A 15,180-nucleotide genomic window follows, 5' to 3' on the forward strand; every position below is an offset into this window, starting at 1 on the left:
CTCCGCCGCGATATCATCAGCCAACGAGATTGTCCGAGATCGAGCAGGCCGCAGGGCCAAGGATCACGACGAACAGCGTCGGCAGGATGAAGAGGATCAGCGGAACGGTCATGATCGCCGGCAGGCGCGCGGCCTTTTCCTCGGCGCGCATCATGCGCTCGTTGCGGAATTCGGCCGAAAGTACGCGCAGCGCACTGGCGAGCGGCGTACCGTATTTCTCGGTCTGGATCATCGTTGTAACCACGCCGCGAACCGCTTCGAGGTCGACGCGATAGGCGAGATTTTCGAAAGCCTGACGCCGTTCGGTCAGGAAGCCGAGCTCGATCGCCGTCAACGCGAATTCGTCGCCAAGCTCCGGATATGCTGCGCCCAGCTCGCGGGCGACGCGCGTAAAGGCGGCATCGACGGTCAGGCCGGCTTCGGCGCAGATGACCAAGAGGTCGAGCGCATCGGGCAGGCCCTTGCGGATTTCATCGGAGCGCTTGGCGACCTTATTGGCAACATAAAGGTCCGGCGCCTTGTAGCTGAGCAGCAAGGTGCCGCCGACGATCATGAATTTCTTGAACGGCGTGTAGTCGGCGAGATAACCAAAACCATAAACGGCAATAGCCAGACCGCCGCCGATGACGATCGGCAGTACCAGCCGTCCGAAAATCACGGCAACGGCCAGGTCCTTCGAACGGATGCCGGCTTGAGCGAGACGCTGTTGCGCCTTTTCGACCTGTTCGTCCTGAAGCGTGTTGAGCGACTTCAGGAAAGAGCGCATCCGGTCCGTCGTCTCATTCTTCCGGACGAGCGACTTGCGTTCGCGGCGCGCCGATGCGGTGATCCCGGCTTTGAGCTGTTCGCGGCGGTCGTTGAGCGATTTGACGCGCTTGGCCATCGGATCGCGCACGGTTGTCGCGGCATAAAGCGCGACGAGCACGGCGAAGGTGGCTACCGCCGCGAGCAAGGTCGCAACGAGGATCACATCGATGCCGAGGATCGTGGGTCCGGCAGCTTCAGTCATATCTGTCTCGCTCCCTCGGCCTAGATTTCGAAGTTGACCATTTTGGCCATGATGAACACGCCAATACCCATCCAGACGAGACCGCCCAGACCGGCGATCATCAACCGTTCATCGACGAAAAAATCCCCCATATAGCTGGGATTGATCATCATGATCATGCCGAAGACGATGAAAGGCAGTGAACCGACGATATAGGCCGAAGCCTTGGATTCCGCCGACATCGCCTTGATCTTGAGCTTCATCTGACTGCGCTGACGCAACACATTGGCGAGGTTGGACAGCGTCTCGGCGAGGTTGCCGCCCGTCTCGCGCTGGATGGCCAGCGTAATGCAAAAGAAGTTGAATTCAGGCGTGCCGAGACGTTTCGCCGTATCCTCGAGCGCTTCGTCCATCGTCTTGCCAATCTTCATTTTGTCAACAACTTCACCGAATTCGGCGCCGACCGGGTCGGGCACCTCGCTGGCGACGACTTGGAGCGTCTCGGAGATTGGCAGGCCGGACCGCAGGCCGCGGACAAGCAGTTCGATCGCGTCCGGGAACTTCGTATTGAACTGGTTGATCCGCCGCTTGATCAGGAAACCGACGACCAGATGCGGCAGGCCGAAGCCCACAAAGGTTCCGATCAGCAACCCCAGATACCAGGGAAGTCCCTGGAAATAGAGAAGCCCGCCGACGACGATCGTTAGCGCAACGACCGCCATTCCATATTGGCCAAGCGTCCAGTTCGTGCCAGTTTGCGACAGACGTGTGCGCAGCATTTCGGGGCGCGGAATGAACCGACCGGCAAAGCTGTCCATCTTCGTGTCGCGCTTGGCGAGGATGCGGTTCATCTGCGCTTCGGCGGAGATCTGGCTGCTAGCGGCCGCATGCCGCTGCCGCACTGACTTCAGCCGCTTGGATTGCGCCTTTTGCACATTGGGACCTGCAAACGCGAAATAGAGCAGCAGCAGGAAACTAAGCGCCCCGGCGAAGAAGATGATCATCGGAAGGATCGTCATAAACTGCTTTCCATTCGCTACCTGTTCCGTACCCCTTTCGGGGCGCGGGGTTTTACGCGTCCGCTACTTCCTGCTTGCCCGGCTTCTTGGCGATCAGAGACTTCAGCCCGCCAAGCTTGTCCATTAGCGAACCGCCGGCATCCGCCGCCGCTTCCTGTTCTTCGCCATCGAGGCTCGACACGCGGTCGGCGAGCTGACGCAGCGCCGATCCGACCTTGTTCGAGCCAGACGCTTCGGCAAGCGTTTTGCCGAGCTTGGCGGCCTGGACGGCAGTCTTCTGATCGAACGGGATGGCGATATCGACCTTGCGTTCGACGGACGTTTCGAAGTCCTTGCGCGATATCTCGAGCATATTGCCCGCCGGTACTCGGTTCGCCACGAGGATCACCTGCGCCTGCGGTGCGTTCGACTTGAACCAGGACAGCAGGCGGATCGTGTCACGGGTCGCCGCGAGCGTGAGCTCGGTAACGATAACCGCGCGATTCACATCATTAAGCAGATGCGGATACTGGATCAGCGTCTGCCGCGGAATGTCGATCACCGAAAGCTCGAACGCGTTACGGATCTCCTCTTCGAGCTGATAATAGGCGCTGCCATCGGTCAGCATGGGCTGATTGATCGGCGCCTCGGCCGAGAGCACGGCGAGCTTTTCATTGGCTTTGACCATTGCGCGCTCGATGAACAGACCGTCGATGCGGCTCGGATTTTCGATCGCGTCGATCAGGCCGCGGCCCGGTTCGAGATCGAGCGCCAGCGCGTCGGTGCCAAAATGGATGTCGAGATCGAGCAGCGCCGTCAGTCGGCCCTCTTTCTCACTCGTCAGCCAGGCGACAGAACTCGCGAGCGTCGAAGCGCCGACGCCGCCGCGTGTGCCGATAAAGGCCGTCATGACGTGCGGACGATCCTGTTCCTCACCATCCGCATTGCGCGGGCCGGAGAGGACCATCTGCGCCTGGGTCAGAGCGTCGCGGACTTGGTCGGCGCTGAACGGCTTGAGCAGATAATCCTGAATACCGCTGGTCAGAAGATCGCGATACAGGCGCACATCGTTGACCTGGCCCGCTGCGATAACGATCGTGCCGGGTTCGCAGACTTCCGCGAGACCGTTGATATCGTTGAGCGGGTCACTGCTCTCCGAAAGGTCGACGAACAGGATATTCGGGCTCGCTGAAACCGAAAGCGACTGTACCGCATTGGTCAGGCCGCCCTTGGCGACTTTTTCTTGCGCCCAGCCGAGTTCCGAAGCGATCGGCTTCATCAGCTCGGCGGTTTCATCGTCGCAGACATAGGCCTGGAACGGATCGCGCAACGAGGCCGCACCGGAGTTAAAAGGAGCGTTCATTAATTGCCTCCTGTCGTGGTTTCTTGCTGCAGGCCGTTACCGGCGCCGGTCGGAACGGCTTCGCGATAGCTGTCGATAGCGCGCGACGTCGTGCGCGGATCGACGGTGCCGTCGCCGCGCTGACCGCGGACCAGATCTTCGGGATTGGCGACCATGGCGGCGAGGTTGCCATTGGTAGCGCAGCCATAGTTGGAGCCTGTCGATCCGTCATAATTCCAGAGCGAATCGCGATCCCAGTTCGGGCAATTCGGAACTTCGGCCTGCATGCGGCTGACAACAACGCGCATCCGGCCCGGCGCGACCTGACCGGCTGTCACGGGCGCTCGGTCGGCGAGCAGAAGGCCGTAGCGGCCAGCCAGCTCGGCCACGGCTTGCCGCCGACCAGCCTGGCCGTAAGGGCTCGGATCGTCGATCGAAACGCGGTCACCATATCCCAGTTCGATCGTCTCGAACCAGTCGGCGAGCCGGGCCTGTTCGGCGTAGGACAGCGTGTCGCCGCCTGCATTAACGTCGAACACATAGTCCGACCGGCTGACGACCGGCTGGTTTACCGGCGAAAGACCCGGGTTGGACGGACCTCCCGCGCAAGCGGACAGCGTGCCGGCGGCTAGGGCGAGAAGGGCGGAAGTGGCAAGAATGCGCATAATTATCTTCTCCAAGAAACGCTGAAACTAGTCCGTGAACGAAAAGCCGGGAGCGGCACTGCGGGCTGTCTCGGTCGGCGCGGCATTTTGCTGCGTCGCCGGAGCCTGGTTGGCCGCACCGGTTTCAAGGCCCGGCTGTACGGTCGTCGGCGGTGCCATGGTCGGACCCGGGCGCGTCGCTCCTGTCTCACCGCCATAGGTGCGGCCGAGGAAAATGCGCTCCAGATCGTGCGGCGAACGATAGCCGTCGGTCGGCAAGGCGATCTGATTGGCCGTTACCGGCTGCACTAGATACGGCGTCACGACGATCACAAGTTCGGTTTCCTCGCGCCGCCACCGGTTGGACCGGAACAACGCGCCGAGGATCGGCACATCGCCAAGGCCAGGCGTACGGTCGACCGTCGAGTTATGCCGGTTGTTCATCAGGCCGGCGATCATGAAGCTCTGGCCGGAGCCGAGTTCAACCGTCGTTTCGGCCCGGCGCGTTGTGAGCGCAGGAACGGTAAAACCGTTGAGTTCGATCGCGCCATTGTCCGAGAGTTCTGACACTTCCGGACGGACCCGCATCGAGATGCGGCCATTGGCGAGCACGATCGGCGTAAAGGCGAGGCTGACGCCGAACTGCTTGTATTCGATCGAAACCGAACCCAGACCCTGCGAAAGCGGGATCGGAAATTCGCCGCCCGCGAGGAAGCTGGCGGTTTCGCCCGACAGCGCCGTCAGATTCGGTTCGGCAAGCGTAACAGCCTGACCTTCGGTCTCGGCGAGATCGAGCGCGCTAGCGATATCAACACCGAACAGATTGCCGAGCCCGGCAATCGTGGAACCGCCGTCTATGCCGGTTACGACGGTGCTACCACCGGTCGCGGCGGTGACGCCAGTGAAGGTCGTGCCGCCGGGCGCGTATTGCGGAAACGCGTTGCGGCCGCGTGTTACTCCGAACTGGAACCCGCTCGTACCGTCGAATGTCGCTAGGTTGACGCCGATATCGCGGACAACCGAACGGCTGACCTCGGCGATGCGCACCTGCAGATTGACCTGGAGCGGCGTGGCCGTGCGCAGACGGCTCACCACCTGCGTGCCTTCGCCGACGAAAGCCTGCACCAGAGACTGGGCTTCCTGGACATCGCTTGGCGACGCCACAGTACCCGTCAGCAGCACGAGGCCGTTCATGGGCGTTGCGACGATCGACGCTTCCGGCATGGCCAGATCGAGCATCGATGAGACGCTGTTGAGATTCTGACCCACGCGGACGGTCGTCGAGTAGACGACGTTGCCGACGGCGTCGGTCGCGTAAACCGTGGTCTCGCCAGCGGCCTTGCCGAAGACATAGAGTGCACGCGAGGAGCGAACCTGCACATCTGCGATCGCGTCATCGGCGACGAACAAATCCGTCATCGACCGCGGCAGATTGACCAGCTGACCGCGGCCAACCGAAAGCGTCAGGCTGCTCGTCGGCTGGGGCCGGGCGCCAACCTGGGCTTGTACGGGATCGGCGGCGGGCGCACCGAGACCGAGGACAATTGCCGACACTGCGGCAGCAGCCATGGCCGTAAGGCGGGTTTTGCGTGAAATGCTCATCTTAGTTACCCCCAACAGGTACATGCGTGACGGAATTGCCGCGGGCGACGCGCACCGAAGGTCCTTCAGGACGCGTGCTGGATTGGGCGTTCGGGATCGGGTTGCCAGTCGCGGCAGCCAGCATGGCGGCGGCCATCTGAGCGGCAGTGCTGCCCGGACCGTCATTGTTCTGGCTCTGGGCCGGCACCGTCCGGCGCTGGAAGCGCGAGACATCACCACCCGTGACATAGGTCGTGTCGGTATCGACCGGACGCTGGGCGACCTCGATCAGCATGCGCCGTTCGGCTTCCGGATCGTCGCCGTCCGGCATTTCGATCTCGCCGGCGGCGATGGCACGTTCGAGTTCAGCCGTATTGTCGGCGATCGAGCGCAGAGATAGCGACAGCGAACCCATGGTCTGCGCAACGGCGATCTTCTCGGCGATGCGCGGCGTGACTTCGACCGTAACCGTATTCGACACCTGGACGCGCGTATCGCCTTCCTCGGTGGTCTCGGTTTCGGTGCGCTGGTCGGTTGCCAGGATGCGCAGGTTACGAATGATCGTTTCGGACGCGTGCAGCGCCGGGCCTTCGCCGCCGCCCTCGACTTCCTGAGTCAGGACGAGATCGACGCGGTCACCCGGGAACACGAAGCCGGCAACGCCGCTCTGCACCGAAACCGGCACCGTGACGGCGCGCATGCCCGGTCCGAGCGCTGCGGCAAGGAAGCCGCGATCGCCGGGGCGCACGAGCGAACCCTGTGTGATCGGCTGGCCGGCCGTGATGTCGTTCCGCACGACCGTACCGAGCAGATCGTCGATGTTGGATTCGTCGCGGATGAAATAGCTGCCTTCGATCAATTCTTCCGGCCAGGGCTGGAAGCGGAAGCTGTCCTGGTTGATGATCGTGCCGATGGGAAGCGCGCGCGTTGCGACGAGCACCATCGGCCCTTGCGGTTCGGCTTCCGCGGCAACCGCAGTCGGCGCACCGCCGTCCGCGAACATGCTGCGTGCCATAAAGGCGGTGACGGCTGCGACGAGCAGCGCACCTACGAGCAAAATGACTTTACGTGCATCCATGACGGTCTTTGCCTCCTGTCAGGCTTTCTTGGCCAGTCAGTTCGTTACGGCCCCAATGGTTAAAATCTCGTTCAGCACCACCCAGAGACCGCCGATGGCGATTGCGATGCCGTAGGGGATCTCCAGTTTTTCGGGCTTTTTTCGAGAACGGTGGTAAATCAGCATCACTGTGGTCAGGATGCCACCGGCAATCGCCATGACCACGAGCATCACCGGCAGTTGCATCGGCGTCATCCAGAGCGCGAGGGCGCCGATCATCTTGACGTCGCCGCCGCCCATCGCGCCGATCGCGAATGCGCCGGTAAACAGAATGAACAGCGCGAGAGCCAGCCCGACGATGATCGCGATCTCCGGCCAGAGCGAAAAACCGGCCGCCCACCAATAGAGCGGCGCGGTCAGCGCAATCGCGGCATTCAGCTTGTTCGGAATGTCCCGGCGCAGCCAATCGCCATAGGCCGCGTAAAGCAACGCGGGCGCCAGCAATGCCAGTGAAAAAAGTGGTGCTGCCCCTGTCATGGGGGATGGCCCTAAGGCTTACTGCTTTCTAAACCGTAACCAGCAACTATGAAAAATACTGCCGTAGATCGCCGCGCATATCCCGAAGGACTGGTTTTGGACCGGTGGCACGCCCTGGATGGCTGGGACCATCGCCGCTGGACCTGGAACGTGCCCGAACCGCGTAAAGCGCGCGGCAGCATCGTTTTTCAGACGGGCCGGGGCGACATTTTCGAAAAATATCTCGAAACGCTTGCCGAATGGCATCGCGCGGGATGGAATCTGACCGGTTTCGACTGGCGCGGGCAATCGGGCTCCGGGCGGTTTCTGACCGATCCCACCGTCGGCCATATTCCAAGTTTCGACCCCTGGATCGACGATCTCGACGAATATGTTCGGGTCTGGCGCGCCGAAATGCCGGGGCCACACATTCTGGCCGCGCATTCAATGGGCGGACATCTCGCCATGCGTTATCTGATCGATCACCGACCGGGACTGGACGGCGCGATACTGAGCGCCCCGATGCTCCGCGTCGTATCGAAACCGCTGCCGAAGCGGCTCGCGGCCTTTATCGCCCGGCAATTCGCCCGCTTCGGTTTTGCCGACCAGCATGCCTGGCAGGAGAATGAGCGTCCGTCGCTACCGGGCAGTTCGCGGCAAAAGCTGCTGACCCATGATTTTGAGCGCTATTCGGACGAAGATTGGTGGTTGAAGCACAAGCCGGAGCTCAAGATCGGCCCGCCGAGCTGGCAATGGCTGGTATCGGCCTATGCCTCTTCGGCGGCGATGTTCGCACCCGACACGTTCGAGAATGTAACCACGCCGGTGTTGATCGTTGCAGCGTTGAAAGACCGGCTCGTCGACGCGAATGCCATCAAGGAAGCCGCGCGGCGGCTCCCGAACGCCAGATTGTTCATACACGACTATGCCGCACATGAAGTGCTGCGCGAGCGCGACGATATGCGCGAGGAGTTTACGCGCGAGATCGAACGGTTTCTCGAGGACCGCGCAAAGCAGGCCGCATGACATTCGATTTCGCGATTATCGGCGCTGGCATGGCGGGCGCCAGCCTTGCAGCGGAACTGGCGCCCGCAAGCAGGGTGGCGATGCTCGAAGCCGAAGACATGCCGGGCTATCACGCGACCGGGCGCTCTGCTGCTTTCTGGTCGGAAACCTATGGCGGGCCTGCGGTACAGCCGTTGACCAGCGCGTCCCATGATTTCCTCGCTGCCCCGCCGCCGGAATTTTCGGACCGACCATTCCTCGTGAAGCGCGGCGCGCTCCACATTGCGCGGCCATCCGGAGCGCGGCTGCTCGACCATTTTCTGGCTGAGTTCGACCATAGCAACGTTGCGCTGGAACCTCTGGCCGGCGCGGAGTTGACCGCCTACTGCCCCGGCTTGTGCGAAGATTGGAGCAGGGCCGTCTGGGAACCGAGCTGCGCCGATATCGATGTCGGCGGATTGCATCAGGCCTATCTGCGCGCCGCCAAACGCGCGGGCGCCGAGCTGCGATGTTCGGCAGCGGTTACGCGGATACAACGCACAGGCGACCGCTGGCGCGTCCAGTGCGGTGGCGAAACGATAGACGCCGCTATCCTGATCAATGCGGCTGGCGCATGGGCGGGCGATATCGCGGCCATGGCTAGTGCGAGCGCGATCCGCATCGCCCCGTTTCGGCGAACGGTCGTGCAGGTACGGACCGAGGCCGAAGCGCCGCAAGGTCTGCCACTGGTGATCGATGTCGAGGGCAGTTTCTATTTCAAGGGCGAAGGGCAGGGCAGGATTTGGCTGAGCCCGAACGACGAAACCCCCGCGCCTGCGGGCGATGCCGCTGTCGAGGAAATCGATATCGCACACGCCATTGACCGGTTCGAAAAGGCGGTCGACTGGAAAGTAGCGGCTGTCGAGCGCAAATGGGCGGGTCTCAGGAGTTTCTCCCCCGACCGTTTACCGGTGTACGGCTTCGATCCCGTAGCGCCCGCTTTCTTCTGGTGCGCGGGGCAGGGCGGCTTCGGTATCCAGACCGCGCCTGCCGCCGCCCGGCTCGCGCGCAGCCTGCTGCTCGGCGAGCCCATGCCTTGCTCGCTCGACCAAGTCGACCCGACCCTCTACGCACCGGAGCGCTTCGCTTGACGCTTTTGTTACAGTTTCGGGACGTATGGCCTAGGCGACCGACATGCTTTCGCCTAATGCCGGTGCTCCAACACATAACCGGGAGGCCTTGATGGCGCACAAGTTCGAAATCTGGAAAGACAAAAAGGGCGAGTTTCGCGTTCGCTTCAAATATAATTCGGAAGTGATGTTCTCGACCGAAGGCTATTCGAGCAAATCGAGCGCCAAAAACGCGATCAAGTCGATCCAGACCAACGGCCCGGATGCGCCGATTGAAGACAACAGTTAGGGGCTAACGGCTCGCTATCGCAATCGCTTCGGCGGCGTCGCTGGCGAGCCGGTCCGCTCGCTCATTGTCCGGGTGGCCGTCATGGCCCCTGACCCAGGCCCATTCGATATCGTGTGGTTCCGTGGCGGCGAGCAGGGCCTGCCATAGATCGGCGTTTTTGACCGGCTTCTTCGCGGCCGTGCGCCAATTGTTGCGCAGCCAGCCATGAATCCACTTCGTAATGCCGTCCTTCACATAATTGCTGTCGGTGGTCAGCTTTACGCGGCTCGGCCGCTTTAGCGCTTCGAGCGCCCGTATGGCCGCCATCAACTCCATGCGGTTGTTGGTGGTTTCCGGTTCGGCCCCAGACAGTTCCTTTTCATGCTCGCCATAACGAATGACCGCGCCCCAGCCGCCCGGGCCCGGATTGCCCTTACAGGCGCCGTCGGTGAAGATCTCGACGACGCTCATCCGCCGAAAATTCCGCGATCGGCATTGCGATAGAATTGGAGCCGGTGGAGAAAAGCCAACGGGTCCTTCCGGGTCACGAGCGCGTCCGCCGGCGTGTTCAACCAGTCCCATGCGCGGGTGAGCAGAAACCGAAGGGACGCACCGCGTGCGAGGATAGGCAAGGCGGCGCGTTCGGCATCGCTTAAGCGGAGCTGCGCATCGTATCCGGAAATCAGCGCATTCGAGCGCTCGGCATCGAAGCCGGTACCTGCATCGTCAAAACACCAGGCCGCATGGGTGACGGCGAGGTCATATGCGCGGATATCCGTGCACGCGAAGTAGAAATCGATAATGCCGGTCACGCGATTGCCGAGCATCAGCACATTGTCCGGGAAGAGGTCGGCATGGATGGCTGAGCGTGGCAGGGACTCCGGCCAATGGGCGTCCAGATAGGTGAGTTCCTCGTTGACGGTCGCGCCAAGGCCCGGTTCGATTTCGTCGAGCGCGGCACCGCATTTGTCGGCCAGGTCATGCCAGCCCGCGAGCGACAGGGTGTTCGGCCGTGTATTCGAGAAATCCGCCAGCGCCGCGTGGAGCTTGCCGAGCGCTTCGCCCGTCGCGCCAGATTGATCGGCATTCGGCTCGCCCAGTGATACGCCTGGCAGAAAGGCGATCAGACAGGCGGGCCGGTCCTCTACCGTCTGAATCCTGCGGCCGTCGCGATCGGTGATCGCGGGCGGCACGGGCTGGTCGCGCTGCGCCAGATGATCGAGCATATCAAGAAAGAAGGGGAGATCGCTCGCATCGACGCGCTTCTCGTATAGCGTCAGAATGAAGCGGTTTTCGCTCGTCTCGATCAGATAATTGCTGTTCTCGACACCCTCGGCGATTCCCTTGGCCGATACGAGCGTGCCGACGTCATAGCCTTCGAGCAGCCGCGCGATCCTCTCGGCGGAGACATGGGTGTAAACGGCCATTGAGTTTGCGGCCTAGGCGGCTTCGAGGCCGCGTGGCAGTTTGAACAGCATCTTTTCGCGCGTGGTTTCCACCTCGCGCTCGGTAATGTCGTAGCGTTCGGCGAGCGTATCGACGACCTCGCGGACGAGGATTTCGGGGGCAGAGGCGCCAGCCGTAATGCCAAGCGTCTTCACGCTGTCCAGCCAATCGAAATCGATTTCCGTCGCGCGTTGGATGAGGCATGCGCGCGTGCCCTGACGCTCCGCCACTTCGACCAGCCGGAGCGAATTGGAGCTGTTCGGCGCGCCGATTACGAACATGGCATCGCAGTTGGACGCGATCGCCTTGACGGCTTCCTGCCGGTTGGATGTCGCATAGCAGATGTCCTCGCTGCGCGGCGCGTTGATGTTCGGAAAGCGTCGCTGCAGCACCTCGATCATATCCGCGGTATCGTCGACCGACAGCGTCGTTTGCGTCAGAAATCCGAGATTGTCGGGATTCTCCACTTCGACATTCTCGGCATCGTCATGCGTCTCGATCAGCGTCATCGCGCCGGGCGGCACTTGGCCGAATGTGCCGACCACTTCGGGGTGATCGCGATGACCGATAAAGAGGATATGCTGGCCTTTCTCGACGAGCCGTTCCGCCTGGCGATGGACCTTCGAGACTAGCGGGCAGGTGGCGTCGAGATACTCAAGCCCGCGCTCCTCCGCCTTTGCGGGGACGGCCTTGGGCACGCCATGCGCAGAAAAGACGACCGGAACACCGTCCGGTACTTCATCCAGTTCTTCGACGAAGACCGCGCCCTGTTCCTTGAGCGCATCGACGACATAGCGGTTATGGACGATCTCGTGCCGGACATAGACCGGCGCGCCATATTTCTCGATCGCCAGTTCGACGATGCGGATCGCGCGGTCGACGCCGGCGCAGAAACCGCGCGGCGCGGCGATCAGGAGTGTAAGGGCCGTTTTGCTGTCATTCATATCCAGCGTCTTACGCGATTGCTTGCAGCGACGGAAGCCGCTTCCTATGAGGGGCACGCGTTTTCGCGCGCCGCTGTGCGGCGCGGATATTGGAGTAAGGATTTCGTTTGTGCGGAAATATGGAAATATCGCTCTTGTCGCCGCAATAGGGCTCGTCCTGGTGTCATGCGGACGCCGCGACGTCATTACGGCGGGCGAATCGGGCATCGGGCTTCTGGTGAACCGCACGGCCTGCCCGGCGGTCGCGACGCCGGTACACACCAACGAGGTCACATTGTTCAATCCGCGTTCCAGCCGCGAGGCGAGCGCGATCGATGCGACGGCAGTCATCACCAATATCCGCAGCACGTGCGGCGATGCGGCCGACTCCGTCGAGACCATCGCGAGCTTCGAGGTGCAGGCGCGCCGCACCAATCCGCGCGGCGAACGGCAAATAGTGCTTCCCTATTTTGCCACCGTGTTGCGCGGCAACGGCCAGATCGTTTCCAAAGAGATCGGCCGCGTCGGTTTGACTTTCGCCGACGGCCAGTATCGCGCGACGACGAGCGGCCAGGCGACGGCCCGCGTGTCCCGCGCTGCGCTGACCCTGCCGCCCGATATCGAGGAACGGCTGACCCGCCGCCGTCGCCCGGGCGATGCGGATGCCGCGCTCGATCCTATGGCCGATCCGGCAGTCCGGACGGCCGTCAATAACATAACCTATGAACTGCTGATCGGATTTCAGCTAGAGCCTGACCAACTCGAATATAACGCGACGCGCTGACGGCGATGGCGGCCTATACGGTCGATGCCGTGTTGACCGGCCGGTCGGAGCCGCTTCGCGGTGAAGAACTCAGCGCCATCCGCAAGGAAGCCGAAGACGGGCCGGTAGAGATCGGCGTTCTCGGCCTGATCGGCGACGAGCAGGCGGATTTGCGCGTTCATGGCGGCCCGGACAAGGCGATCCACCATTATCCGTTCGACCATTATGCCTTTTGGGAATCGCTGAGCTTTATGCATCCGAAGCTCGAACAGCCTGGGGCGTTCGGCGAGAATATCTCCACCTCGGGCCTGGTTGAAAGCGAGGCCTGTATCGGCGACCGCTATCGGCTTGGCACCGCGCTCGTGGAACTGTGCCAGGGTCGGCAACCCTGCTGGAAACAGGCACATGTCATGGATTGGCCCGAACTGCTTTCGCTGATGGTCAAGCATCGCAAGACCGGCTGGTACTACCGCGTTATTGAGCCAGGTGCGGTGGCTGCAGGAGATAGCTTGGAACTGCTTGAGCGGCCCCATCCCGAATGGAATGTGGAGCGCGTTTTCGGGCTCCTGGTGGCCGGCGATGCCAAGGGCGATCCGGCTGCGGTGAAAGCGCTGGCGGCGCTACCGGTTTTAGCCGAAAGCTGGCGCGCGAAGGCAGAAAAGCTCGCTGCCCGCTGATTTCGGCGCGTTCGCCACCAGCTTCGCCGCCTTTCCCGTTGACTCTGCTGCACGCGCGCGCCAATTCCTGTTGCACCGCCGCTGCCGGGAAACCGGCGGATGGCCGCGCGGGAGAGGGTGCGCCTGCCGCACCGCCGAAGGAGCAACCGCCCCGGAATCTCTCAGGCGAAAGGACCGCGCAGCCAATCGGTGCTCTGGAAAGTGGATATGGCCCGGCCATATCCCGCCGAAGGGGTAAGCCGTGCACCTAGGTACATGGTGAAAGCTCTCAGGCTTCCGTGACAGAGGGGGCAGGTCGGCGCGGTCCGGCCGTTCTGGTCACGGAGTGTTGTATATGGGCGACGACGCGAAACTTCCTCTCGATAGCTGGCACAGGGCCCAGGGCGCGCGCATGGTCGGCTTCGCCGGCTATGAGATGCCGATCCAGTATGAAGGGATCATGGCCGAGCATCTGTGGACGCGCGAAGCGGCAGGGCTGTTCGATGTCAGCCATATGGGGCAGCTCCAGCTGATCGGGGAGGGCGCGGCCGAAGCGCTCGAAGCGGTCGTGCCCGGCGATATCTCGGCGCTGAAGCCCGGACGGATGCGGTACACGCTGCTGCTCGCACCGGACGGCGGCATCCTCGACGATCTGATGGTCACCAATACCGGTCGTCACCTGTATCTCGTCGTAAACGGCGCGACCAAGCATGCGGATATCGCCTATCTGCGGTCGAACCTGCCCGATTCCGTCGCACTCAAGCATCTCGAAGGCGAGGGGCTGCTGGCCCTTCAGGGGCCGAAAGCGGCGGAGGCATTGGCACAGCTTGATATCAAGGGCTTTGAAGACGGCTGGCCTGCGCCCGGCGATCTCTATTTCATGCAGTCCGCGCCGTGCCTCTGGGGCGATGTCCCGCTCGGGATCAGCCGCTCCGGCTATACCGGGGAAGACGGATTCGAGATCAGTGTGCCCGCCGCCCATACCGAAGCGCTTGCCGAGGCTTTGGTTGCGCTGGATGCGGTGAAGCCGATCGGTCTTGGTGCGCGCGACAGCTTGCGGCTCGAGGCGGGTCTGCCGCTCTACGGCCATGACCTGACGCCTGAGACTCTGCCGGTGGAAGCGGGCCTGAATTTCGCGCTGAGCAAGAAACGCCGCGAATCGGCCGATTTTGCCGGGGCAGAGCGCATTCTGGCACAGTATCCCGACAAGGCGGACCGCCTGCGGGTCGGGCTCATCGTCGAGGGTCGCCAGCCCGTGCGCGAAGGCGCGGTCGTCGTCGACGATAGCGGCGCAGAGATCGGGCAGGTGACGAGCGGCGGCTTCTCGCCGACGCTGCAGCAGCCGATTGCCATGGCCTATGTGCCCGCCAGCCTCGCCGCGCCCGGCACGCAAATCGCGTTGCAGCAGCGCGGCAAACCTTTCACCGGCACCGTGACGCCGATGCCGTTCGTTCCGCAAAATTACCACAGACCGCCAAAAAGCTAGGGGAGACCGCGATGGCCCGATATTTTACCGAAGAACATGAATGGATCGATGTCGATGGCGACCACGCGACGATCGGCATCACCGATTATGCGCAGGAACAGCTCGGCGATATCGTATTCGTCGAAGTGCCCGAGAGCGGCGCGATGCTCGAAAAGGGCGGTGAAGCGGCCGTCGTCGAATCGGTCAAAGCGGCCAGCGATGTCTATGCGCCGGTGTCCGGCGAGGTGACGGAAGGCAATGATGCGCTCGTCGACGAGCCCGCGTTGGTGAACAGTTCACCCGAAGAAGAGGGCTGGTTCTTCCGGATGACCTTGTCGGATGCGGACGAGCTCGAGGGGCTCATGGACGCCAAGGCATACAAGGCGTTCGTCGATAGCCTTTAGCAACGCGCATGCGCG

General features: G+C 62.4%; 17 protein-coding genes and 1 riboswitch. Of the genes, 7 read left to right on the forward strand and 10 right to left on the reverse strand.

Annotated elements, in window-relative coordinates; all coding sequences use genetic code 11:
- Window positions 1-16 precede the first annotated feature (16 nt).
- The 7 genes from Q0974_RS10095 to Q0974_RS10125 are packed head-to-tail and all read right to left on the reverse strand — an operon-like array spanning window position 17 to window position 7,147.
- Window positions 17-1,009 carry a type II secretion system F family protein gene (locus tag Q0974_RS10095; RefSeq protein ID WP_299327169.1) on the reverse strand — a complete coding sequence of 331 codons (993 nt, stop codon included), beginning with the start codon at window positions 1,007-1,009 and terminating at the stop codon, window positions 17-19.
- Window positions 1,010-1,029: 20 nt separating this feature from the next.
- Window positions 1,030-2,007: a type II secretion system F family protein gene (locus tag Q0974_RS10100; RefSeq protein ID WP_299327171.1), complete on the reverse strand. Its 978-nt coding sequence runs from the start codon at window positions 2,005-2,007 to the stop codon at window positions 1,030-1,032.
- A 52-nt stretch (window positions 2,008-2,059) separates the two neighbouring features.
- Window positions 2,060-3,349, reverse strand: coding sequence for a pilus assembly protein CpaE (locus Q0974_RS10105; RefSeq protein WP_299327173.1), 1,290 nt, complete (start codon window positions 3,347-3,349; stop codon window positions 2,060-2,062).
- Complete coding sequence (locus Q0974_RS10110) at window positions 3,349-3,993, reverse strand: CpaD family pilus assembly protein (RefSeq protein WP_299327175.1); 645 nt, start codon at window positions 3,991-3,993, stop codon at window positions 3,349-3,351. Before Q0974_RS10110 ends, Q0974_RS10105 begins: the two co-directional genes overlap by 1 nt.
- A 27-nt stretch (window positions 3,994-4,020) precedes the next feature.
- On the reverse strand, window positions 4,021-5,574 hold the full coding sequence (locus Q0974_RS10115; RefSeq protein WP_299327177.1) for a type II and III secretion system protein family protein: 1,554 nt from the start codon (window positions 5,572-5,574) through the stop codon (window positions 4,021-4,023).
- Window position 5,575: 1 nt separating this feature from the next.
- Entirely contained in the window at window positions 5,576-6,631 is a 1,056-nt protein-coding gene (gene cpaB / locus Q0974_RS10120) for a Flp pilus assembly protein CpaB (RefSeq protein WP_299327179.1), read from the reverse strand.
- Between the two features lie 36 nt (window positions 6,632-6,667).
- A complete protein-coding gene (locus Q0974_RS10125; protein ID WP_299327181.1) occupies window positions 6,668-7,147 on the reverse strand; it encodes a prepilin peptidase in 480 nt (159 codons plus the stop codon).
- Between the two features lie 48 nt (window positions 7,148-7,195).
- Between Q0974_RS10125 and Q0974_RS10130 the strand changes: the two genes are divergently transcribed.
- The 3 genes from Q0974_RS10130 to Q0974_RS10140 all read left to right on the forward strand — a co-directional run bounded on the left by Q0974_RS10130 (window position 7,196) and on the right by Q0974_RS10140 (window position 9,529).
- Window positions 7,196-8,152, forward strand: a complete 957-nt coding sequence (locus Q0974_RS10130) for an alpha/beta hydrolase (RefSeq protein WP_299327183.1) — start codon at window positions 7,196-7,198, stop codon at window positions 8,150-8,152.
- Window positions 8,149-9,261, forward strand: coding sequence for an FAD-dependent oxidoreductase (locus Q0974_RS10135; RefSeq protein WP_299327185.1), 1,113 nt, complete (start codon window positions 8,149-8,151; stop codon window positions 9,259-9,261). Before Q0974_RS10130 ends, Q0974_RS10135 begins: the two co-directional genes overlap by 4 nt.
- Before the next feature lie 91 nt (window positions 9,262-9,352).
- Window positions 9,353-9,529 (forward strand): YegP family protein, encoded by a 177-nt coding sequence (locus Q0974_RS10140; protein WP_299327187.1) that lies wholly within the window; start codon window positions 9,353-9,355, stop codon window positions 9,527-9,529.
- A gap of 3 nt (window positions 9,530-9,532) precedes the next feature.
- Here the strand turns inward: Q0974_RS10140 and rnhA are convergent, their stop codons facing one another.
- The 3 genes from rnhA to ispH are packed head-to-tail and all read right to left on the reverse strand — an operon-like array spanning window position 9,533 to window position 11,898.
- Window positions 9,533-9,979, reverse strand: a complete 447-nt coding sequence (gene rnhA / locus Q0974_RS10145; RefSeq protein WP_299327189.1) for a ribonuclease HI — start codon at window positions 9,977-9,979, stop codon at window positions 9,533-9,535.
- Entirely contained in the window at window positions 9,976-10,935 is a 960-nt protein-coding gene (thrB, locus tag Q0974_RS10150; RefSeq protein WP_299327191.1) for a homoserine kinase, read from the reverse strand. Before thrB ends, rnhA begins: the two co-directional genes overlap by 4 nt.
- Window positions 10,936-10,947: 12 nt before the next feature.
- Window positions 10,948-11,898: a 4-hydroxy-3-methylbut-2-enyl diphosphate reductase gene (gene ispH / locus Q0974_RS10155; protein ID WP_299327193.1), complete on the reverse strand. Its 951-nt coding sequence runs from the start codon at window positions 11,896-11,898 to the stop codon at window positions 10,948-10,950.
- Between the two features lie 109 nt (window positions 11,899-12,007).
- Here ispH and Q0974_RS10160 point away from each other — a divergent pair, with 109 nt between their 5' ends.
- The 4 genes from Q0974_RS10160 to gcvH all read left to right on the forward strand — a co-directional run bounded on the left by Q0974_RS10160 (window position 12,008) and on the right by gcvH (window position 15,165).
- A complete protein-coding gene (locus Q0974_RS10160) occupies window positions 12,008-12,661 on the forward strand; it encodes a hypothetical protein (protein ID WP_299327195.1) in 654 nt (217 codons plus the stop codon).
- Between the two features lie 5 nt (window positions 12,662-12,666).
- On the forward strand, window positions 12,667-13,317 hold the full coding sequence (locus Q0974_RS10165) for an MOSC domain-containing protein (protein ID WP_299327197.1): 651 nt from the start codon (window positions 12,667-12,669) through the stop codon (window positions 13,315-13,317).
- 98 nt (window positions 13,318-13,415) lie between these two features.
- A riboswitch (glycine riboswitch) is annotated at window positions 13,416-13,504 on the forward strand.
- A 147-nt stretch (window positions 13,505-13,651) separates the two neighbouring features.
- The gene (gene gcvT / locus Q0974_RS10170) at window positions 13,652-14,782 is read left to right on the forward strand and encodes a glycine cleavage system aminomethyltransferase GcvT (RefSeq protein WP_299327199.1); all 1,131 of its coding nucleotides are present in this window, start codon (window positions 13,652-13,654) and stop codon (window positions 14,780-14,782) included.
- Window positions 14,783-14,793: 11 nt separating this feature from the next.
- On the forward strand, window positions 14,794-15,165 hold the full coding sequence (gene gcvH / locus Q0974_RS10175) for a glycine cleavage system protein GcvH (protein WP_299327201.1): 372 nt from the start codon (window positions 14,794-14,796) through the stop codon (window positions 15,163-15,165).
- The last annotated feature ends 15 nt before the right edge of the window (window positions 15,166-15,180 follow it).

Source organism: Parasphingopyxis sp. (genome assembly GCF_028279465.1).
Lineage (GTDB): Bacteria > Pseudomonadota > Alphaproteobacteria > Sphingomonadales > Sphingomonadaceae > Parasphingopyxis.